General features: G+C 63.8%; 17 protein-coding genes. 5 read left to right on the forward strand and 12 right to left on the reverse strand.

Annotation, left to right across the window (positions count from 1 at the left end; translation table 11 throughout):
* Nucleotide 1 precedes the first annotated feature (1 nt).
* On the forward strand, nt 2-433 hold the full coding sequence (locus tag CDA63_RS06530) for a hypothetical protein (RefSeq protein ID WP_088463644.1): 432 nt from the start codon (nt 2-4) through the stop codon (nt 431-433).
* Nucleotides 434-528: 95 nt separating this feature from the next.
* Here the strand turns inward: CDA63_RS06530 and CDA63_RS06535 are convergent, their stop codons facing one another.
* The 5 genes from CDA63_RS06535 to CDA63_RS06555 all read right to left on the reverse strand — a co-directional run bounded on the left by CDA63_RS06535 (nt 529) and on the right by CDA63_RS06555 (nt 4,835).
* Nucleotides 529-1,014, reverse strand: coding sequence for an ankyrin repeat domain-containing protein (locus CDA63_RS06535; protein WP_088463645.1), 486 nt, complete (start codon nt 1,012-1,014; stop codon nt 529-531).
* A gap of 232 nt (nt 1,015-1,246) precedes the next feature.
* Entirely contained in the window at nt 1,247-2,398 is a 1,152-nt protein-coding gene (locus CDA63_RS06540; protein WP_088463646.1) for a geranylgeranyl reductase family protein, read from the reverse strand.
* 209 nt (nt 2,399-2,607) lie between these two features.
* The gene (locus tag CDA63_RS06545; RefSeq protein WP_088463647.1) at nt 2,608-3,270 is read right to left on the reverse strand and encodes a DUF2461 domain-containing protein; all 663 of its coding nucleotides are present in this window, start codon (nt 3,268-3,270) and stop codon (nt 2,608-2,610) included.
* A 67-nt stretch (nt 3,271-3,337) separates the two neighbouring features.
* On the reverse strand, nt 3,338-3,748 hold the full coding sequence (locus tag CDA63_RS06550) for a DUF4174 domain-containing protein (protein WP_088463648.1): 411 nt from the start codon (nt 3,746-3,748) through the stop codon (nt 3,338-3,340).
* A gap of 133 nt (nt 3,749-3,881) precedes the next feature.
* The gene (locus CDA63_RS06555) at nt 3,882-4,835 is read right to left on the reverse strand and encodes an alpha/beta hydrolase (RefSeq protein WP_088463649.1); all 954 of its coding nucleotides are present in this window, start codon (nt 4,833-4,835) and stop codon (nt 3,882-3,884) included.
* 121 nt (nt 4,836-4,956) lie between these two features.
* Between CDA63_RS06555 and CDA63_RS06560 the strand changes: the two genes are divergently transcribed.
* The 3 genes from CDA63_RS06560 to CDA63_RS06570 all read left to right on the forward strand — a co-directional run bounded on the left by CDA63_RS06560 (nt 4,957) and on the right by CDA63_RS06570 (nt 7,629).
* The gene (locus CDA63_RS06560; RefSeq protein ID WP_126546757.1) at nt 4,957-5,715 is read left to right on the forward strand and encodes a L,D-transpeptidase family protein; all 759 of its coding nucleotides are present in this window, start codon (nt 4,957-4,959) and stop codon (nt 5,713-5,715) included.
* Between the two features lie 33 nt (nt 5,716-5,748).
* Nucleotides 5,749-6,309, forward strand: a complete 561-nt coding sequence (locus CDA63_RS06565) for an NUDIX hydrolase (RefSeq protein WP_088463651.1) — start codon at nt 5,749-5,751, stop codon at nt 6,307-6,309.
* A 216-nt stretch (nt 6,310-6,525) separates the two neighbouring features.
* Nucleotides 6,526-7,629, forward strand: a complete 1,104-nt coding sequence (locus CDA63_RS06570) for a YncE family protein (protein ID WP_088463652.1) — start codon at nt 6,526-6,528, stop codon at nt 7,627-7,629.
* Between the two features lie 219 nt (nt 7,630-7,848).
* On the opposite strand, the gene CDA63_RS06575 is transcribed toward CDA63_RS06570, so the two are convergent.
* Nucleotides 7,849-9,240 carry a DUF5723 family protein gene (locus tag CDA63_RS06575; RefSeq protein ID WP_088463653.1) on the reverse strand — a complete coding sequence of 464 codons (1,392 nt, stop codon included), beginning with the start codon at nt 9,238-9,240 and terminating at the stop codon, nt 7,849-7,851.
* Between the two features lie 76 nt (nt 9,241-9,316).
* On the opposite strand from CDA63_RS06575, the gene meaB reads away from it, so the two are divergent.
* Nucleotides 9,317-10,294: a methylmalonyl Co-A mutase-associated GTPase MeaB gene (meaB, locus tag CDA63_RS06580; protein WP_088463654.1), complete on the forward strand. Its 978-nt coding sequence runs from the start codon at nt 9,317-9,319 to the stop codon at nt 10,292-10,294.
* 71 nt (nt 10,295-10,365) lie between these two features.
* Here meaB and CDA63_RS06585 read toward each other — a convergent pair whose 3' ends face one another.
* The 6 genes from CDA63_RS06585 to CDA63_RS06605 all read right to left on the reverse strand — a co-directional run bounded on the left by CDA63_RS06585 (nt 10,366) and on the right by CDA63_RS06605 (nt 19,868).
* A complete protein-coding gene (locus CDA63_RS06585; RefSeq protein WP_088463655.1) occupies nt 10,366-11,826 on the reverse strand; it encodes an alpha/beta hydrolase-fold protein in 1,461 nt (486 codons plus the stop codon).
* A 245-nt stretch (nt 11,827-12,071) separates the two neighbouring features.
* The gene (locus CDA63_RS06590) at nt 12,072-14,672 is read right to left on the reverse strand and encodes a DUF5916 domain-containing protein (RefSeq protein ID WP_165768218.1); all 2,601 of its coding nucleotides are present in this window, start codon (nt 14,670-14,672) and stop codon (nt 12,072-12,074) included.
* A 243-nt stretch (nt 14,673-14,915) separates the two neighbouring features.
* Nucleotides 14,916-15,038: a hypothetical protein gene (locus CDA63_RS21545; RefSeq protein ID WP_262490648.1), complete on the reverse strand. Its 123-nt coding sequence runs from the start codon at nt 15,036-15,038 to the stop codon at nt 14,916-14,918.
* The gene (locus tag CDA63_RS06595) at nt 15,028-17,523 is read right to left on the reverse strand and encodes a M56 family metallopeptidase (RefSeq protein ID WP_088463657.1); all 2,496 of its coding nucleotides are present in this window, start codon (nt 17,521-17,523) and stop codon (nt 15,028-15,030) included. Before CDA63_RS06595 ends, CDA63_RS21545 begins: the two co-directional genes overlap by 11 nt.
* The gene (locus CDA63_RS06600; RefSeq protein ID WP_242434583.1) at nt 17,520-17,927 is read right to left on the reverse strand and encodes a BlaI/MecI/CopY family transcriptional regulator; all 408 of its coding nucleotides are present in this window, start codon (nt 17,925-17,927) and stop codon (nt 17,520-17,522) included. The genes CDA63_RS06595 and CDA63_RS06600 overlap by 4 nt, the downstream gene beginning before the upstream one ends.
* A gap of 144 nt (nt 17,928-18,071) precedes the next feature.
* The gene (locus CDA63_RS06605) at nt 18,072-19,868 is read right to left on the reverse strand and encodes an outer membrane beta-barrel family protein (RefSeq protein ID WP_394335386.1); all 1,797 of its coding nucleotides are present in this window, start codon (nt 19,866-19,868) and stop codon (nt 18,072-18,074) included.
* Between the last annotated feature and the right edge of the window lie 13 nt (nt 19,869-19,881).

Genomic DNA, 19,881 nt, shown 5'->3' on the forward strand with positions numbered 1-19,881 from the left:
CATGCCCATCCACGACCACGAACAAATCGACGCCGATATTGACTACTTCGCCACCGATGCGACGGGCCATGTGCTGCACGTGGCTTCGGGCGGCGGGGTGCTGCCGGCCTCGGTAGCCGCCTCGCAGACCGATTTGCTGGCCCTGCACCAGCACTTCCTCACGCGGCCGGAAACCGGCGTGGCGCAGCTGGCGGAAGGCGTCGATACGGCTGAAGTTTCCGGCGCGGCCCGCTACGCCCGGCGCGGGCTTTTCTCGTTCGCCAAAACCAACCTGCACGACCGGGCCGATGCGCGCTACCAACTGGTGGCCCGCCCGGCGGTGCCGCTGCTGCTGGCCGAACTGCCCCCGGAGCTGGCGCAGCTGCTGAGCCGCACGCAACTGCCCGGCTCGGTAGCGGCTCTCGACCATCTCGACGCGGCAGCTATTGCCTGATTGCCGGGCTACTGCTGAACGGTACACGCCAACGCCCCGCCTCCCGGCAAACCGGAGGGCGGGGCGTTGGGCATTTTGGGAGGGGCCGGTTGGGGCTATTCGGGCAGCACCGTCAGGGCGTGGTCGTTGCCTTTCTGGCGGGCCAGGTCGCGGGCCGATTGGCCTTTATTGTCGCGCAGGGTGGCGTCGGCCCCGGCGTTGAGGAGCAGGTCCAGGAACTCGTGGCGGCCGAACAGCACGGCGAACATGAGGGCTGTGCTGCCCTCGCCGTTGCGGGCGTTGAGCTCGGCCCCGTGGTCGAGGAGCAGTTGGGCCATGCCGGTGTGGCCCTTGAAGGCAACGCCCATCAGCACGGTGTTGCCGCCGCCGACGGGCTGGTTGGGGTCAGCCCCGCCGGCGAGCAGGGCGCGGGTGGCCTCAAGTTGGTCGTCGTAGGCGGCCAGCACGAGGGGTGTGAAGCCACGGCCGTCGGGGGCGTTGGCGTCGGCACCTTCGGCCAGCAGGCGCGTAATAGCGGCCGCATCGCCCTGGCGGACGGCGGTAATTAGCAGGTCTTCGGGGCTAGAGGAAGTGGAATTCATGAGTGATGGTAAGGGTAGGCAAAAAGAATGGTCATGCTGAGCGAAGGAGCAGTCGCAGTCGCAGTCGAAGCATCTCTACTGCTAAGCCAGTCCCGTTGTTACATCACTAAACCCGGTAATAGGAGCAGTGTTACAACGGTGGATTAGCTTGGCAGTAGAGATGCTTCGGCTGCGCCTTCGCTCAGCATGACCGTTCTTTTTGCCTCCATTACCTCATCACCCCATCCACCAATTACGCCATAGCCCGCACCAGCACCCGGCGCAGCGGGGGCCACTGGGCGGCCTTGAACGCGCCTTCGACCAGCCAGGGCGCGCGGGCCAGCAGGCGCATGAGGCGGTAGCGACGGGCCAGGTCGCGGCCCAGGCGGCGCTCCACGGCCGCGGCGTAGGGCGCGAGGGCTTCGGGGCCGAACGCGGCGGCGGCGCAGCAGCGGGCGGCGTGCTCGGCAGCCAGCAGCCCGCTGATAACGGCCGTATCAATGCCGTGGCCCTGCAACGGGTCGATGAGGGCGGCCGCGTCGCCGCAGAGCAGGGCGCGGGTTCCGGTAAGGGGCCGGGCCGAGCCGCCCAGCGGCAACCCGAAACCCTGAATCGGCCCGAGCTGCCGGGCCCGGGTGAAGCGCGGCACCAGGTGCGGGTGGGTTTCGAGCAGCTCCTGCAATACCAGTTTTAGGTCGAGTTTCTGGCGGGCTACATCCGAGGAGAGCATCCCGAAGCCCACGTTGAAGCGGCCCGCGCCCACCGGAAACACCCAGCAGTAGCCGGCGCGGTAGCGGCCCAGGAACAGAAAGTCGCTGGTGGTGGCGGGCACATCGTCTACTTCCTCGAAATAGGCCCGCACGGCGGCGCAGTGCCGGCTACGGTCGAGGGCTGCCGGAGCCAGCGCACGGGCCACGGCCGAGTGGGCCCCGTCGCAGCCGATGAGCAGGCGGGCCGTGAGGTGGGTGCCGTCGGTGAGCTGCACCGCCGCCCCGTTGGCATCGGCCGTTACGGTTTTCACGGGGCTGTTCTCGCGGATATCGGTGGCGGTGTGGCGGCGCACGAGGGTCAGCAGGGCGTCATCGAAATGCAGGCGCGGCGAGTTGAACGCGGGGGCCTTCCAGTGCACGCTCACGCCGGTTCCGGCCGGCGACACGAGGCGGCTGGTGCGCATGTCGGTGCGGTGGCCGGCCGTAAGTTCGCGCAGCTCGGCGGCCCAGGCCGGGTTGAGGCGGGTCAGGGCCTTGAGAGCGGGACTGGGAATGGCGTCGCCGCACACCTTGTCGCGCGGAAATTGGGCCTTATCGAGCAGGCCCACCCGCAGACCGCTGCCGGCCAGCCCCAGCGCGCAGGCCGTGCCCGCCGGCCCCGCTCCCACTATCAGCACGTCGTAATCGTAGGGCATTTGGGAGGTGAGATAGGGCGGTGGCGGAAATGACGGACACAAAGAACGGTCATGCTGAGCGAAGCGCAGCGGAGTCGAAGCATCTCTACCGCTTCGTTGCCATACCAAACAGCCGTCAGGATTACCACTGCGGTAGAGATGCTTCGACTCCGCTGCGCTTCGCTCAGCATGACCGTTCTTTTTGCCGCCTCATCATTTCCCCTTCCCTCCTACCCTTCTACCGCGTCGCGCAGGAAATCAGCAAACGGGCGCAGGGCGCGGAAGGCGGCGGGCACGTACTCGGCTAGGTTGAGCTGGCGGGCCGTGGCATCGGGCACGTGGTGCGACACGACGAAGCTTTTGTGCTTGAGCCACTCGATATCGGCGTGGTCGGGGGCGTAGCCGGCGGGCGGGCGCTTGAGCTTCTCGCCTTCCAGCCCGGAGTAGAACTGTCGGAAGCCGGGATTTTCGAGGATGGCATGCAAGGCGGGGCCGTTGTAGTCGATTTCCTGGCGGATGCGGGCCAGCTGCTCCTTCTCGGGCTGATAGATGCCGCCGGCCAGCAGCGTCTGGCCGGCGGGGCCCAGCTGGAAGTAGTAGCCGGGGCCGACACTCTGCTTACCGCCCACCGCGAAATAGGCGCTGAAGTGGGTTTTGTAGGGCTCCTTGCGCTTGGAAAACCGCACGTCGCGGTAAATGCGGAAGATGCACTTCTTGGGCTCCAGGGTGGCCAGGGCCGGCTCTTCGGCCGCCAGCGCCGCCAGAATCTGCCCGACCAGCACTTCAAATTCGCGGCGCAATTGGTCGTAGGCAGATTTACGGGCTTGAAACCACTCCCGCTCGTTGTGGCGGGTAAGCTCGGTCAGGAAGTCAAAAAGGGCAGACTGGTTCATGGCAGCAAAGGTAGCGGCAGCGGTTGGTTGTCGGGCATCAGAATGCCCCTGCTTTCTAGTAACTGGCTTACTTAACCCGCTTCATTTCCTGGCGGCGCATGGGCATGCCGTCGATGGTGGCAAACAGGGCCGCTGGCGTAACCGGTGCAGTATCACGCCGCTTCACGCCCCCGTCTTTGCCAATGAGCAGCACCCGGAACGAATCCGGCGACCCGCCCAGTTGGCGCAGGTAGTTGCGGTCGGCTTCCGGGAGGCTGGCCCAGGGCAGCTCCTGCACCAGCAGGTCGCGCTCAGTGAGGCCGGCGCGGGCGGGTTGCAGCAACGCCCGCTGCTTTAGCAACTGGGCATCGGTGGCCGTGGGCGCGCAGATGAGCAGCACCCGCTGCCGCCAACGAGCCGCTTTTACAGTGCTGACCAGAGAAGCAGCGGGCGCAGTTTGGGCCTGGGTAATGGCGGCGGGCAGCAGTAGCACAGTCATCAAAAGGAAAATAGAAATTCGAATCAGCATAGGTTCTTAACCCCAGAGCAGCCGGCGTAGTGCCCGGCTTTTTTTGGTGGGTGCAACAAAGGCTTCATACCATCGACTTCTTTTACCAGGACAAAACGTTCCTTCAACCGACCTGTTCAGCCAGCCACCGAAATAGCTGCGCATACGCCCCGGCCCGTACTTCGGCCACGGACAGAAACACATCGTGCACAGCATCGGGAACGGCTTGCAGCGTTACGTGCGGCCCCAGGCGGGGCGCGAGGCGGCGGATGTCGGCCACGTTGAGCACGATATCGGCGCGCCGGAATTCCTCCTGCCACCGCTGGCCGCCGGCGCTACGCCCGGCGTGCAGCACCAGTACGGGCAGCGGCAACTCCAGCCCGCGGCGCACCTGCCGCTGGCCGCGCAGGATAGCGCCCAGCCAGCCCGCATTCACCCCAAAAACGTGGTTGGGCTTCCAGGCCAGGTTGTAGTCCCACTCGCCCCGATAGGCCTGATGCAGGCTCTGGCCGTAGGTATCGGGCAGACCAGCGGGCAGGGGCAAATTGGGCAGCGCCCGGCCCAGCATTCCGGCCAGCGGGGCCATTAGGCGCCGCCGGGGCCACGGCTGATTCAGGGCCAGAAACGGGCTATTGAGTACCAGCGCTGCGAAGATGCCCGGCTGCCGGGCCGCGTACAGGGCCGTAATCAGGCCGCCGGTGGAGTGGCCGCTGAGCACGAGTCGCGTGTGGCCAGCGGCCCGGATTTCGGCCAGGGCCGCATCGAGGTCGGCGTCGTACTCGCGCAGGTTGCGTACGTTGTTGGGGCGCTGGTGGGGCAGCAGGGCCCGGCCGTATTTGCGCAGGTCGAGGGCGAAGAAATGGTAGCCGTGGGTGGCGTACTGCACGGCCATTTCCCGCTGGAAGAAGTAGTCGTTGAAGCCGTGCACATAGAGCACGGCCCCGGCGGCGGGCGCGGCGGGCTCCGGCCGGTAGCGCACCAGCACCGCCTGTATCGGACCTTCGTAGTCGGGCAGTTGGGGCAGCACCAACTGGCTGAAATCGGGGCCGAGTGGGTCGGGCTGGTAGGGAGGTTTCATGCGGGCAGTCTACGCAGAAATAGCGACTCCAACAATTCAACCGCGCCTATATATCAGTCTGGCCCGCCCTCGCGTTAGGAAGACGCCTTCTATTATCCGGAAGCTTTTCGCCTGCTTTTTAATGCGTATTCTTCTCTTGCCAGCGGTGCTGCTGGTAACTGCCCCGGCCGCTTGCCCGGCCACCCAGCACCCTCAATCCGACCCAGCCTTCCGCGCCGAGCAACTGCGCTACCCCCGGGTGCGCGAGGCCTACGCCCAGTATCAGGAGCCGGTGCGGCAACTGCTGCGCCACCACGGGCTGGTTCCAGAGCGGCTGGAGTTGTTCGTGCGGGCCTTCAAGATTGGGCGGCGGGTAGAGGTTTGGGGGCGCAACGCGGGTGCGGGGCCATTCGGGCTGCTGCGCACGTTTGCGCTGGCCGGTACCTCGGGCACGCTGGGACCTAAGCGCCGGGCCGGCGATGGGCAGATACCAGAGGGCTTCTACGCCATCAACCGCTTCAACCCGAACAGCCAGTACCTGCTTTCCCTGGGCCTCGACTACCCCAACGCCGCCGACCAGCTGTGCATCGCCCCCGGCCTAGACCCCGGCGACAACATTTTCGTGCACGGCTCCAACGAAACCATCGGCTGCCTGCCCATCACCGATGCCGGCATCCGGGAGCTGTATGTGCTGGCCGTGGAAGCCCGCGCCGCCGGGCAATTCAGTATTCCGGTGCACATCTTCCCCTTCGAGTTGACACCTGACCAGCTGGCTCGCCGTTCGGCCAGCCCCCACCAGGCCTTCTGGCAGGAGCTGGCCCCAGGCTACCAGTATTTCGAAACCCACCACCGGCTGCCCACCGTGACGGTGGCCGCCGCCGGAGCCTACGTGGTGCATTAAACCCCGCCGCCCCCCGTGGCGTACCTTGCGCCTATGCCCCGACTGCTCTCGATTCACGATTTCCCGATTCCCCAAAACCTGCGCGATTCCGCCGTGCTCGTGCCCGTATTCCGCGACGCGGACGGCGAATTGCAGCTCGTGATGGTCCGGCGCACGGCTTTCGGGGTGCACGGCGGGCAGCTGGCCTTTCCCGGCGGCAAACCCGAACTCACCGACGCCGACCTGCAAGCCACCGCGTTGCGCGAGGCTTTCGAGGAAGTGCATCTGCCACCCACCCACGTGCAGCTGCTGGCCGCTCTGCCCACCGTGGCCGTACCCAGCGGCTACCGCATCAGCCCGTTTCTGGGCCGCATCGAGCGTCCGGCTGTTTGGCAGTGGCAGGCCCGGGAGGTGGATGAAGTGCTGGAAATCCCGCTCCGCCATCTTGCTGATGAACTGAACCACGTGGAAGAAACCTGGGAGCTACTGGGCTGGCCCGGTCCCCGCCGCGTGCCCTTCTACCGCGTCGGGGCCGATTACCCGCTCTGGGGCGCCAGCTACCGCATCATTCAACCCCTGATTCCACGCCTGCTGGCCGGAGAGTGGGCGGTGTAGAAGTGAGAAGTGAGAAGTGAGAAAACGTACGAAAACCAGGTAAACGCAGAACGTCATTCTGAGCGCAGTCGAAGAATCTCTACCGCTTCGTCGCCATAGTAATCCAACGAAGCGGTAGAGATTCTTCGACTGCGCTCAGAATGACATTCTACCTTTCCCCGCTCCCCAAACTGGCACGATATTGCCTTTTAACCGCGCATGAATCCTTTTGCTCCGATGAAACGACTTTCGATTTTGCCTTTGCTGCTACCGGCTCTGCTGCTGCTCTCCGGCGCAGCCTTCGCCCAGCGCGAACAGTCCGTCTGGCTTTTTGGGCAGCAGGCGGGCCTGCAGTTTCCGGCCGATGGGGGCGCGCCTACCCCGCTGCTCACCAGCAAAATGACCACCTACGAGGGGGCGGCCGTGGCCTCCAATCAGCAGGGCCAGCTCCTGTTTTACACCAACGGCGAGGCCGTCTTCAACCGCCAGCACCAGGTAATGCCTAACGGCCGGAAGCTGATGGGGTCTAATTCCAGTACCCAAAGCGCCCTGATTGTGCCCGACCCGGGCAGCGGCAACGTGTTCTACATTTTCACGGTAGGGGCCCAGGGCGGGCCTAACGGCCTGCGCTACTCCACCCTCGACATGACCCGCGACCAGGGCCTGGGCGACGTGGTTCGGCTTAACGCCCTGCTCGTGTCGCCGGTGGCGGAGAAGCTAGCCGCCGTGCGCCACCAGAATGGCCGCGACGTGTGGGTGGTGGCCCACCGCTGGAATTCCAACGCCTTCGTGAGCTTCCTGGTAACGGCCGACGGGGTGCAGAGCAAGCCCGTGATGAGCAACGTGGGTAGCATGCACGCCGGACCCGGCCGCAACGCCATTGGAGCCCTGAAATTCTCGCCCGATGGCAGCAAGCTGGCCCTGGCGCTGTGGCGCGAAGCCAATAAGTACGAGGTGTTCGACTTCGACCGCACCACCGGAAAAGTGGGCAACCCACGCAGCTTCGGCCCTTACCCCGAGGCTTACGGCGTCGAGTTTTCGCCCGACGGCAGCAAGCTCTATGGTTCCAGCAACGGCGAGGGCGGCGGCGAGGCCCAGATCTACCAGATCGACCTGAAAACGGGTAAGTCCGCCGTCGTTGGCAAATCGGCTAACCGCAAAGTAGGCTCTCTGCAGCGCGGCCCCGACGGCAACATCTACGTGGCCCGCGAAGACAATCAATACCTCGGCCTCATCCAGAACCCCAACTCTGCCGAGGCCAAATACATCGACGACGGCATAAAGCTCGGCGGCCGCCGCAGCAAGCTCGGCCTACCCAACTTCATCACGGAACCCAAGTAAGCTGGTGAATGAGTGACAGCGCTGTCGGTATGGGTAGTTGATCCAGTCTTATTTTCTTGCCTGATAAACACGAATTCCCTGCCGTACATACGGCAGGGAATTCGTGTTTATCAGAGCTTTTGACTGCGTGATGAGGAGTACTTCGGACTTTAGCTTGGCGCGCCACCTGCCTCACAATGGCTGCCAGGTTCGCTCAGTCACCAAGTCACGCATCCCTAACTACTGGCTCTTGCCACCCAGCCGGAACCGCAGGAACCCGGCGGCTACCGACAGGTAAGGATTTTCGGAGGCAACTAGGCCCACTACGTCGCGGGTGCTGATGCCGCCTTCGTAAAAGGAGGTGGCAATTGTGAGGCCCAGCGGCACGCTCAGGCCGTAGCCGGCGCCCCCGCTCAGGCCGCTGCTCAGGCGGAGCCAGCGTACGGGCTTGAAATCGAGACCGGCCCCTACGAAGGGTGTAGTGAGGTTACCGGCCACGTTGTTGAGGGGTAGCGTCACGTCGAGGCCGGCCTCGAAGAACTCGCTCAGGCGCACCCCGGCCCCAGCCCGGAGCTTGGTGGGCAAATCGGCCCGGCGCTGCTGGTTGGCTTCGTACAGAAACAGGCTGTCGGTGCCGGCAGCAAAGATTTCGGCGGCTTCCTTGATGAAATTGTAGCTCCCGATACCAGCCGAGCGCAGGCGCTTGAGCTTCTGGTCGTTGGCTGTAACCAGGTTGCCATCCCAGGTCATCTGGCCCAGGTCGGTGAGGGCCAGGCCCAGGCGCACGGCCTTGCCCACTTCGGCGGCCAGGCCCACATCGAAGCCGTGGCCGATGCCCACGGGTCTCAGGCCCGAACCGGTTTTGAGGTTGAAGCTGGGGTTGGCCGCCACGCTGCCGTAGTTCACATCGAAAACCGGCGACAAGGAACTGTAGGCCCGTAAATCGCCGGACTCCACCTGCACATCGATAATGCCGATGCCCTGAATGTAGCGGTAGCCCGCCCCCGCCGACAGCTGGAACAACGGCAGGTCGAGCACGCGGGTACCCCAGGCCACATTGAACTCGTTGAGGGCCGTGAACTGCAGCTCGGTACCCGCCAGGGCCTCCGACACCAGCGGAATATTGCCCGCCGCCACCGACGCGTAAATCGGTGCATCGCGGCCCAGAAACGCAATTTCGGCCGCGTTCTTATTGAACGCCACGTGCCCATCGGTACGTACCCGGTGGCTGACGGCCACGCCCCCGATAACCGGCAGCTGCACCGACAGGCCCAGCGTAGTAGCGGCCCCGCTGAAGTTGGCCACGTTGTCGGAGGTGAAGGCCCGGGCGAATTCCTGCTTCTGGGCCGTTGTGAGGGGCTCGTTGGTATCGAAAACGAACTTGCGCAGCTGCTGGCGCGTGAGCGACTGGGAGCTGACGCCTGCCCCGGCCTCGCCGATGGTGAAGGCCAGCGTGGCCCCGCCCTTTCGGCCCAGGTTAGCCGGGTTGATGCCGATGGCCTGATAATCGGCGGCAAACGTGGTGGCCACGCCCCCCCGGCCGGTGGCCGTGAAGTTGCTCAGCTCGGTTTGGGCCCACGCAGCGGCAGGTAGCGCCAGCAGGCCGGCAGTCAGGAGCAGGAAACGGTTCATAGGCGAAAAAAGTGAGGCGCAGGCCGTAGCTTGCGCGGCAGGTACTGCTAAAGATAACGGCCCTTTCTTCATCCTCGTGCCCAAACGCTTTTCCGCTTCCGAATATACCGCCGGCATCCTGGCCGGCAACCGCGTGCGGCTCAGCCAGGCCATTACGCTGGTCGAGAGCACCCTGCCCTCCGACCAGGCCTTGGCCCAGCAAGTGCTCGACGCGGTGCTGCCCCACGCCGGCCGCTCGGTGCGGGTGGGTATTACGGGCGTGCCGGGGGTGGGCAAAAGCACGTTTATTGAGGCGCTGGGCCTGTACCTGGTGCGCGAAAAAGGCCATCGTCTGGCCGTGCTGGCCGTCGACCCCACCAGCCAACGCAGCGGCGGCAGCATTCTGGGCGACAAAACCCGCATGAACGAGTTGGCAGCCCACCCACAGGCGTTCATCCGACCCTCGCCGGCCGGCCGCAGCCTGGGCGGCGTTACGCGCAGCACCCGCGAAGCCCTGATTCTGTGCGAGGCGGCGGGCCACGACGTAATTTTCGTGGAAACCGTGGGCGTGGGCCAGAGCGAAACCGCCGTGCACGGCATGGTCGATTTTTTCCTGCTGCTGATGCTGGCCGGGGCCGGCGACGAGCTTCAGGGCATCAAAAAGGGCATCATGGAAATGGCCGACGCCATCACCATCACCAAAGCCGACCAGGGCAACGAGCTGGCTGCCCGCCGGGCCCGGGGCGAGTACCAGAATGCCCTGCACCTGTTCCCGCTGGCTGCTTCGCAGTGGAACCCCGAGGTTACCATTAGCTCGGCCCTCACCGGCCAGGGCGTGCCCGATGTGTGGCAGGTAATAGAAAAATATGTGGCCCAGACCCAGGAAAACGGCTACTTCGGCCAGCGCCGCCAAGAGCAAAATCTGCACTGGCTCCACGAAACCATCCGCCAAACCCTGGAAACCCGCTTCTACGCCCGCCCCGAAATTCAGGTGCGGCTGGCCGCCATCGAACAAGCCGTGCGCCAAGGCAGCCAATCGGCCTTCGGGGCCGCCGGGGAACTACTGGAGTTATAGGGATTCGGCGCACATGCCCGGCGAAAAAGCCCCCTGAACACGCTATGCGGTAGCTAATTTCTAGCTTTTAACTACTGCGGGTGTTGCGCCAGCCAAGTCAGATACGTCTTTTTGAGCCACCTGATTTCCGCCCGCTTGTACTCCGGGGTCGTCACGTTGAAATGGTCGCCGGGATAGTAGGCAAACGGCATATCGGCCCCCAACTTCTTCATTTCCTGCTCCATAAGCAGGGCCGAGAAGTTGAGGTAGTAGCTGTCCTCGTTGCCGGCCGAAATCCGCAGCTTACCGTTGAGGTCGGGCCGGAGGTGGGGCCAGTTGCGGCGCACGTATTGCGTGAGGTCGTAGGGCTGCCAGTGCCGGAACACCCGCCGGTCGAGCACGTTGGTGGTGGAGTTGAACAGCGGCCGGGGCAGTCCGTGGCGGCCTTTGGGGCTGAACACGGCATCGAACGACACTTCCTGCTCGCCCCGGTAGAGGATGTCTTCCAGCCGACGCACGATATTGGGCCGGTCGTAGGCCGCCGCTATTGGTGGTAGTTCGCCGTAGGTTACGGAGTCCACCATTTCTACCCGTTTGGCATCGGTGTAAAGGTTGGTGAGCTCGAAGCGGTGGAAGTCGACCGGATCGGGGGCGCTGGCATTGCCGCCGGCGAACAGGCGCGGGTAATGCGTCATCAAATACACCACCGTGTAGCCGCCGCTGCTGTGGCCGCGCAGCAGCCGGGCGCCGTTGGTGCGGTAGCGTTGGTCGAGCAGGGGCAGGAATTCGGTGGTAAAGGCGTTGCCGACGGGCCCGTTGTTGGCGCTGTTGGCGTACACGCTGTGGCCCAGCGAACAGGCGCCATCAAGGTACACCCGGATGCAGGCCATGGTGTCAATCGGGGTGGCGGGCAGCGTGTCGGTGCTCACGGCGCGCGAATAATGGTGGTAGTCGCCCCCAAAGCCGCCCACCGTGAACAGCACCGGGTAGCGGCGGCGCGGGTGGCGGTGGTAGTCGGCGGGCAGAATCACGGCCGCGTTCAACGACACGGGCTTACCCTGCGAACGGCTCAGCAAGGCGGAAGGCGACTTGAATTCCTTGCAAAACGTGCTTTCTACGAATACCGGGGCCGCCACCACCTGGTCGCACACCAGCCGAAAGGTTTCATCAGTGGCCCCCAACGCCACCTGCCGCGCCGCGCTGTAGGGGTTGCCGGTGCTCTGCCCAATGATGCGCCCCTCACGGTTCAAATCCCAGACGGCCTGCACGTAGTAGCTGCCGCGCTCCAGCCGCGAGAGTAGCGTCGGGTAGGAAAGGGCCGAATCGGAGAACGTGATGGTCTGGCCCGGCCGCACATTGCGCACCGCCAACCGGTAGCAGGGCCAGCCGGGTTGGTTTTTGGGCTCCGCATTGCGGCGCGACAGGTAGAGGATAACGTTACCGGTAAACGGCCCAGCATAAGCGGCCGCCGTGTAGCTGACGGCGAACTGCTGGGCTCGGGTGGTTTCCAGCATCATAAACAGTAATAATCCTAACAGGAAGGCACGTTTCATACAGGCCGGTTAATGAATGACAGTAGACCGCACGGGTTGAATTCCCGGGTCCGATGGCTCCGATTGGGCGCTAGAAATCAGGTTGTGGCGCACGCTGCTTTAGGCGAAACATTGGGGCAAAGCAAGCCTAAGGCCGACTGCTTCAGCAGCGCACAATCACTTCTTTACCAGTAAATTAATTGACAAAACCAGGATTAAAACCTGGAAGATTAGCCGGATATGGCCCGGGCGCAGGCAGCGCGCCGCTACCCCCGTTTCGGGCGCAGCGTCAGGTAATCGAGGTAGTAGAGCACCTTGATGGACAGCGAGTTATTGTGGGGCGTATTGAGCGTGTTGTTGAAGTTGGTAAAGTACTGGGGCGTGGCCTCGTCGCCGGCCAGGTAGTTGGAGTTGGCATTTTTCCAGACCACCGTCATCTGCGAGCCCGGCGCGAACCACCACGAGAACACGGCATCCACATTGAAGGCGTTGAAGCTGTTGTCGCGGTTGCGGCGGTAGTCCACGGCTTCCTCCTCGCCGGCCGGGTTCAACCGCGAGAAGTCGCGGTAGCGGGCTACGCTCACGTAGTGGCGGGTGCGGATGGTGAACGACATGCGGTTGGTGAACGTGTAACTGGCCGACAGCGTGTTGGTGGTGGTGGTGCGGCGGCGGCGGCCCAGCAGCACATCGGCCACGCCGTTCTGGAAAAACGGCTGGTCCTGGGCGTCGTCCGAATTTAGGTCGCCAGGGTAGCCAATCTGGTTGCGCTGGAGCTGCCAGTTGAAGTTGTAGCGGAACGAGAGTTGGTTGCTGACCCGGTAGCGCGGGCTCAGGCCTAGTTCGTAGTTATTACGGCCCGTGCGCTGGCCATCAGTGGCGTACCAGCGGGTGGCCAGCTCGATATCATAGGCGAACTTTTTGCGGTAATCGGAACTGCCGAACGTACTCACGCCCAGGTTGGCCGGTACCCGCACGTAGTATACGCCCAGGGGCTGGCGGCGGGGCTCGAAGAAATCGTGCTCCTGCAGATTACCATTAATGTTAATGCCCGTGGAGAAGAAATTCTTCGTAAAAGTGGTATTCACACTGCTATAAAAGCCCACATTCTGATAGCGGGTAGGCTTATAGAGTAGGCTCTGGTAAATGCCCAGGTTGGTGCGCAGGCTGTTCACTTTCCAGAAGGGCGCGTACTTGTTGTAGGCCAGGTACAGCTCCTGGTTGATGGAGTTGTTGGAAAACAGGATGCCCAAGTCGTTGGGGTCGTAGGTGGCCGACTCGATGCCGTGGCTCAGGTTCCAGTTGAAGTTGCCGCTGATTTTGCCCACCCCCAGCTGATACTTGTAGCCGTCGCGGTTATCGACCTGCTCATTCGAGCCGAAGGCCGTGCCCCGGCGGCGCGAGTAGTTCACCTGCCCATCGAGGGCGTACTTGTTGTTTTTATCGGCGAAGCGAAACAGACCGCCCGTTACGTTGGCGTCGTAGGTGCTGCCCCGGCGCGTTACGTTGGTATTGATGAGCGAGACGTAGGAGTTGTTCTTGAGGCTCTGGTCGAGCACGAAGATGTTGTAGTTGGAAAACGGCTGCGTGAGCACCTCGCGGCGGGCGCCGGTGGTGCTGTCCTGCACCGTGGCATACACGTCGTTGCTCAGGGCATTGAACACGCCCACGCCCAGCCCGCTTTTAGTGCGGCCCGATATTTTGGTGGCGTTCAGCAGCCGCGTCACGCCGGGGTTGCTCACCACGTACTCGCCCTGGTGTACCTGCCCATCGGTCCCAACGGTGCGTTGCCGCAGCTGCCCGTCTACATCATAGAAACCCAGGGGCTGGCCGCCTACCCGGCGCGAGTAAAACAGGCCGCCTTTGTTGAACAGCTCGGTGCCCTCGGTGAAAAACGCCCGGTTCTCGTTGTACTGCACCTCAAAGGGCGAGAGGTTAAGCACCTGGTTGTCGCTCTGCACCTGCCCGAAGTCGGGAACCAGCGTGGCATCGAGCGTGAAGCTTTCGTTGATGCCCCATTTCAGGTCGGCCCCACCGTTGAAGCTGGTGCTGGAGTTGCGCGTGCCCTGCTCGTTGTAGGGGTAATGGTTGAAGTAGCTCGACACGTAGGGCGTGAGCGAGAGGCGCAGCGGGGGCTTGATGTCGCGCACGCCCCGCAGCTCGCCCCACTGGTTCACGAAGCCGTCGACCTGCGGTTTCACCGGGTTCCAGAAGTACTGCTGGCGGGTGCTCTGGCGCTGGCGCCCGAAATTGATGCCCCACACCTGCTCGGGGGCGTCGCTGAAGCGGATGGCCGAGTAGGGAATCCGGATTTCGGCTATCCAGTCGTTGCCCCGCAGCTGGGTGCGGCTCATCCACACGGCGTTCCAGTTGAAATCTTCGCCCCCGGCCGGCGAGTAGCGGGCATCGAGCTGCACGCCGCCGGGCGTCAGGAAAAAGCCGTAGCCGTTGAGCTTGTCGTGATAAGTATCAAGGAAAACGGCGAAGTAATCGGTGTTGCCCAAGTCGTCGCGCTGGCTCAGCTCCCGGAAAATGGAATCCGGGCTCACGTCGTGCATCACGGCCCCAATGTAGAGGGCGTCGTTGTCGTAGAGCAGGCGTACTTCGGTGGGGTGCTTCTCGGGGCGGCCGGGCGTGGGGCGGGTTTCCACGAACTGCGTGGCAATCGGGGCCTCCCGCCAGGCGGCTTCGTCCAGGTCGCCGTCAATTTTAATGGCTTCGCTGATGCGCGTAGCCTGAAACTGCCGCTTCGGGGCCGGCGCGGCAATGCTGTCGGCAGCGGCCCGGGTGGTGGTGGCCTTCTGCGCCTGGGCCGGGCCCGTCAGCACCAACAGAATCAGTAGGCCCAGCAGGGCACGATAAGGCTTCACAACGAAACAATAAGACGTAAAATCAATCAAACCAATCACTTATTAAAAGCGCTCAAACAACTCGCCCCCATCACGCCCGAAGGTCGGGCGGCGGTACCAACGGCAACGACAAGCCACGCGCATCAGCAACCCGGGCCCATAGATGCGGCCCCAGGCACAACCGTTGCCTCACTACCTGGAAAGTTGCCCGTAAAAAAACCGGCCGCCGTTGCAGCAGCGGCCGGCTACAGGGCTCATCACCCCTTACTCACTCACGGAAATCTGGATGTTGCGGCGGGTCTTGCCGTCGGCGTCGGGTTTCACGTCGAGCAGGCGGCGGTACTTGTCGGCCACGGCGGCGGGCTGCTGCTGGCCGTTAACGGTCATTCGCTCGCCGTTGAGCTGAAACTGGAACCCCTTGTCGGTGGCCCCAAGCAGCCCGTCGCGGCGCAGCTCGGCCCGAATGTCGTCGGTATCGAGGCGGGGCGGCATGGGTGGGGCTGGCGGCGCGAGGGGCGCGAGGGGGCGCGAGGGGCGCACGCGGGGCAGGCGGCATGGGGGCCGTTGGGGGCATGGGTGGCGTACGGCGGCCGTTGGTCGTCGTCGTGGTAGGGCCAGAGGTCTGGTAGCTCAGGTTATAGGCGCCTTTGAGGGGCCCACCCTGTTGCTTTTCTACCAGGCGCAGGTATTTCTGCTGGGTGGCGGCCGGCTGCTTCACGCCATTCACACTCAGGCTGGTCGCCGTGAGGCTGAACTGCAGGTTATCGGTGTTCTTCACGATACCGTCCTGGCGCAGTTGCTTCAACAGCGCCTCGGTTGCAGCCTCATGGCGGACCTGCTCAGCATCGCGGCGGACTTGGTCAGCATCGCGGCGGGCCTGGTCGGCGTCGCGGCGGGCTTGCTGGACATCGCGGCGGGTCTGGTCGGCATCACGGCGAGCTTGCTCGGCATCGCGGCGGGCCTGTTGCTGCGCTTCCCGAACGTCTTGGTCAACATCGCGGCGTTGCGCTTGCACGTCTTCGCGTTGCTGTTGCTGGCGCTCCTGCAACTCCTGCTGCTGCTCACGTAAGTCCTGCATCGATTCCTGAATTTGCTCCCGTTCCTCGTCGGTGCTGGCATTTTTGGCTGCCGTGCGCAGCTGCCGTTCGGCCTGCTGAAAAGCTTCGCGGGTGATGCGGTCCACATCTACATCCTGGAGGGCATTGTTGGCTTCGGCCAGCGCCAAACTCGATAGTTCGCGGGCATCGGCGGCGCTGGGAGTTCTGCCGTTCAGGGCCCGCTGCTGCATCCGCAACGAGAGTTCTTCCAGGCGCTGCTCCCGGCCAGTAGTGGCCACCAACTGGCCCGATGGGCGCAGGCTGCCGGCCGCGCCGTTTAACTGCACTATTTCTACTTGCTCGCCTTTTTTGCGGGCCGGCGCAATTTCAATCTGCTCGCCATTCACGTACAGTTCCGTTAGGCGGCCCTTTTTATCGCGCTTGATGATGACCGTACCCTGCTCGCCCGCCGCGCTGTTGCGGCTGCGGCGGTTGGCCCGCGACCAGCGCATAAGCTGGGGGGCCCGACTCGTGTCGAAGCTCACGGGCGTGGCTCCGATACGCCCCTGGGCCTGCCCGTCGGCCGAAACACGCAGGATGCGCAGCGGCTCCTGGCTCCAGGAGTTTTCGGCCGGCTCTTCCGTCGTCGGTACTGCGGCCGTAGCCGCGGGCACTTCAGGTAAATCGAGCATTTCGGGTGCTTCGATGGCCGCCCAGCTCGGGTTGTGGGCTTTCAGAGCTGAAACCTGCGGCCGGGCCAGGGCCACGGCGGTGCTCAGCACCACCAAACCCACCAGCACCACGCAGGCGGCCATAAAGCCCTCGGCAAACGTGGGCATTTGCTGGCGCTGCACCAGCCGCCGGATGCGGCCCAGCACCGACCCATCGGGCCCAAGGGCCGACAGCGCCAGCCGGGTACCCGCAGGCTCGGGCGCAACCGTGAGTTCGGCCAGTGCGGCTAGGGCCCGGGCAACCGTGAGCGGATTACCCCCCACCAGGGCCGTGGCCGCGTCGTCGCAGCAGTTTTCGCGCTCGGTGCGCAGGCAGGCCGACATAAACCACACGCCCGGATGATAGAACAGCACGGTTTCGACCACCACTTGCAACAGGTTCAGCAGGTAGTCGCGGCGCTGCACGTGGGCCAACTCGTGGGCCAGAATAGCTTCCAGATACACCGTACTCAGGCCCGTAACGGTACCCAGGGGCAGCAGCACCATCGGGCGCAGGTGGCCCACCACTACCGGCGCTTTCACCAGCGCCGATTCGAGCAGCTCGACCCGTTGCTTCAGGCCGGCGCGGTCGGCCAGCACGGCCAGCCGCTGCTGCCATTCCTGGGCCAGCGGCTGCACCCGATAGCGGCGCAACCGCTGCACGTAGGCCAGCGACCCAAGCAGCCGCAGCCCCATCACCAGTAGCCCCATCAGCCAGACGGTAACCACTAGCGGCAGGTTAGCCTCAAAGTAGCGCGCCCAGTTTTGCTGCCAGGCCGGCGCGGCCTCAGAAGCCACTACGGCGGTAGTAGCCGGCGCAACGCTTCCCAAATCCGGCGTCGAAACCGCCGCCAGCTCATCCACTTCCTGGTAGGCCGTGAGCTGACTAGCACCGGAAACGGGAGCATCGTAGTAGCGCCCGAAAGTCAGGCCCGCCAGCAGCAACAGCAGCAGCATAGCGGCGGCGGCCGTGCGGTAGCGCACCTGGGCCGAATGCTGGCGTAGCAGCAGCAGCAACCCGGCCAGGGCCAGGGCCACAACTGCTCCTTGCCAGAGCGAATGAATGAGCGTCCAGCCCAAGGCCTGCATTAGAGCGGGAGGAAGTACTTGTTCGAGCCAGTTCATCGCGTGGGGTCGGTTGAGGGTGGCGTGGTATCATTCTGAATCTCGATATCGTTGAGCAGGCGGCGAATCTGGGCCACTTCCTCGCGAGACGTGCGGCGGTTGCCCAGGGCCTGCATCACCAGCTTCATGGCCGAGCCCCCGAAGGCGGCATCCACGAACTTGTCGAGCAGCAGGCCCTGGGTTTCCTCTTCCCGCACTGCCGCCCGGTACACGTGGGTGCGGGCATCGTCGTCGCGTAGGGCCAGGCCCTTGTCGAGCATGAGCTGGAGCAGCTTGAGGGTGGTGGTGTAGCCCACCTCGCGGCGCTGGCTGAGCTCATCGTTCACGAAGCGCACGGTGCTGGGACCGTGTTGCCAGAGCACCTGCAAAATCTCCAGCTCCGACTCGGTGGGTTTGGGAATCATCTTTCTAGCCATTGGTAATCAGACAATAGAAGGTACGACATTTTTCGTACTTCAAACATATACGAATATCATCGTACTTCCAAATATATAGTACGAATTAATTCGTAATACTTGATTATCCAGTCAAAATCGCCTCTTTCCCTGCTACTGCTGGCCGCCCTGCTGGCTGCCGCCGCCCTTCACATCGTCGTTGCTGATGGTTTTGCGCTGCCGCCCGCCCCCGTTCTTCGCATCGCCGAAACGGTAGCCGAAGCTGAGGCGGAAAGACCGGCTAAACGCCCGATACTCACTGGTTTCCCGGAAGAAAGGCGTTTCCAGGGTGTTGCGGTAGGGCCAGTAGCGGGTGAAGGGGTTGGCCACGTTCAGCGTGAGGTCGGCCCGCTTATCCCAGAACGACTTCTTGGCCCCCAGCGAGTAGTAGAGGTTGCCCGAGCCCAGGCCCTGAATCTGAGGGTCGCGCAGCGAACCGTACAAGAAGGCTTGCAGCACTACCTCCTTGGGGAGTTTGTAGGAGGTGTTCAGGTTGAGGCCAGCCGTGAACCCGCTCCGGTTTAGGCCCAGTGCGGCGCTGCGGCGCGTGATGTAGCGCACGTTGGGGCCACCGCTCAAGTCCCAGTCCTTGGCCGGCTTCACCGAACCATACACGTTCAGCTCGTAAAAGGCATTGGCCGCCACGTTCCGGTAGGTCTGCTCCGTAACGTTGGCCTTGGGGTCGATGAGCCGGCTCACCTGCTCGATGGCGTTACCGGTGCGCCGCATCGAACCCGACACGCTCAGGGAGGCCGTTTTAATGGTCGTGTTGTAGCTCAGCTCGTAGGAGTTGGTCAGCTCGGCGTTCAGGGTGGGGTTGCCGAAGCTGACGACGTTGGGGTCGGACGTATCGCGGAACGGGTTGAGGTAGTAAATGGAGGGCCGCGTGATGCGGCGGCTGTAAGCCAGGCGCAGGCTGCTGGCCTCACTGAGCGTGTATTGGGCGTTGGCGTTGGGCAACGGCGAATAGTAGCTGCGCTGGAAACCCGTGCCGGTGGTGCGGAAATCGGCGCTCAGGGCCGTGCGCTCCAGCCGCCCGCCCACGCTGGCACTTACCTTTTTACCCAGCCCGAACGAGTAGGTCATATAGGCCGCCTGCACGTTTTGTTGGTAGTCGAAGTCGGTGCCGCGCTCTGGCAGGCGCACCAGCTCGGGGTTGCGGCCCTCGGTGAGGATATCGACGTAGGCCCGCGAACCGGTGCCGCGCCAGATGGCTTTCAGGCCGGTTTCGAGCTTGGCTTTTTTGGTTAGCGGCTGCACGAAATCGGTCTGCACGGTGGTTTCGGAGCCGGGTTGGCGTCCCCGGCTCCGCTCGCGGGCGCTGGCTTGCCAGGGTTCCAGGGGCACGAGCTGGCCGGCGTACTGCTCGAAATCGTACCCGCTGGTGCTGGGGCTGGACGCGTACTGGGCCAGCACGCTCCACTCGCGGCCCGGCTTCACGAAGGTGCGGGTGTAGGTGCCGGTTAGTTCGGCGTTGGTACCGCGGAAGCGGTTGCGGTTGTCGCGCACGAAATCGTCTAGGGTGCTCGTCGTACCGCCGGGCCGGGTCGTGCGGCTTACCAGCGTCTGGTCGCTACGGCCGCCCCAGCCATTGAGCGAGCCCGCCAGCGAGAACGAGTGATGCTCGGCCGGGTCGAAATCAAGCCCCACCGAGCCGTAGTACCAGCCACCCTTGTTGTAATTGTCGCTATTTTGGCGCAGCAGGCTGGCCACGTCTCCATTGGCACCATCGAAATTGGTCCGCTCCCGCACCGATTCTCCGGGGTTGTACCAGAGCCCGCTGCCCAACGACGAAGTAAAGCCAACCTTGGCGGTGCGGAAGTTGAGCGACGCGTTCAGGTTGGAGTTACGGTTGCCGCCGGAAGCGCTTATCCGGCCGTTGGGCTTCTGCTCGGAGCCTTTCTTGAGCACGATGTTGATAATG

The organism is Hymenobacter amundsenii, assembly GCF_002204745.1.
Classification (GTDB): Bacteria; Bacteroidota; Bacteroidia; order Cytophagales; family Hymenobacteraceae; genus Hymenobacter; species Hymenobacter amundsenii.

What these genes read in the sequence shown, in the direction of transcription:
- CDA63_RS06545 (WP_088463647.1), bottom strand. Translation starts at nt 3,270, where the DNA reads ATGAACCAGTCTGCCCTTTTTGACTTCCTGACCGAGCTTACCCGCCAC.
- CDA63_RS06555 (WP_088463649.1), bottom strand. Translation starts at nt 4,835, where the DNA reads ATGAAACCTCCCTACCAGCCCGACCCACTCGGCCCCGATTTCAGCCAG.
- CDA63_RS06600 (WP_242434583.1), bottom strand. Translation starts at nt 17,927, where the DNA reads ATGATTCCCAAACCCACCGAGTCGGAGCTGGAGATTTTGCAGGTGCTC.
- CDA63_RS06550 (WP_088463648.1), bottom strand. Translation starts at nt 3,748, where the DNA reads ATGACTGTGCTACTGCTGCCCGCCGCCATTACCCAGGCCCAAACTGCG.
- CDA63_RS06540 (WP_088463646.1), bottom strand. Translation starts at nt 2,398, where the DNA reads ATGCCCTACGATTACGACGTGCTGATAGTGGGAGCGGGGCCGGCGGGC.
- CDA63_RS06535 (WP_088463645.1), bottom strand. Translation starts at nt 1,014, where the DNA reads ATGAATTCCACTTCCTCTAGCCCCGAAGACCTGCTAATTACCGCCGTC.
- CDA63_RS06575 (WP_088463653.1), bottom strand. Translation starts at nt 9,240, where the DNA reads ATGAACCGTTTCCTGCTCCTGACTGCCGGCCTGCTGGCGCTACCTGCC.
- CDA63_RS06530 (WP_088463644.1), top strand. Translation starts at nt 2, where the DNA reads ATGCCCATCCACGACCACGAACAAATCGACGCCGATATTGACTACTTC.
- CDA63_RS06560 (WP_126546757.1), top strand. Translation starts at nt 4,957, where the DNA reads ATGCGTATTCTTCTCTTGCCAGCGGTGCTGCTGGTAACTGCCCCGGCC.
- CDA63_RS06570 (WP_088463652.1), top strand. Translation starts at nt 6,526, where the DNA reads ATGAAACGACTTTCGATTTTGCCTTTGCTGCTACCGGCTCTGCTGCTG.
- CDA63_RS06585 (WP_088463655.1), bottom strand. Translation starts at nt 11,826, where the DNA reads ATGAAACGTGCCTTCCTGTTAGGATTATTACTGTTTATGATGCTGGAA.
- CDA63_RS06565 (WP_088463651.1), top strand. Translation starts at nt 5,749, where the DNA reads ATGCCCCGACTGCTCTCGATTCACGATTTCCCGATTCCCCAAAACCTG.
- CDA63_RS06595 (WP_088463657.1), bottom strand. Translation starts at nt 17,523, where the DNA reads ATGAACTGGCTCGAACAAGTACTTCCTCCCGCTCTAATGCAGGCCTTG.
- CDA63_RS21545 (WP_262490648.1), bottom strand. Translation starts at nt 15,038, where the DNA reads ATGACCGTTAACGGCCAGCAGCAGCCCGCCGCCGTGGCCGACAAGTAC.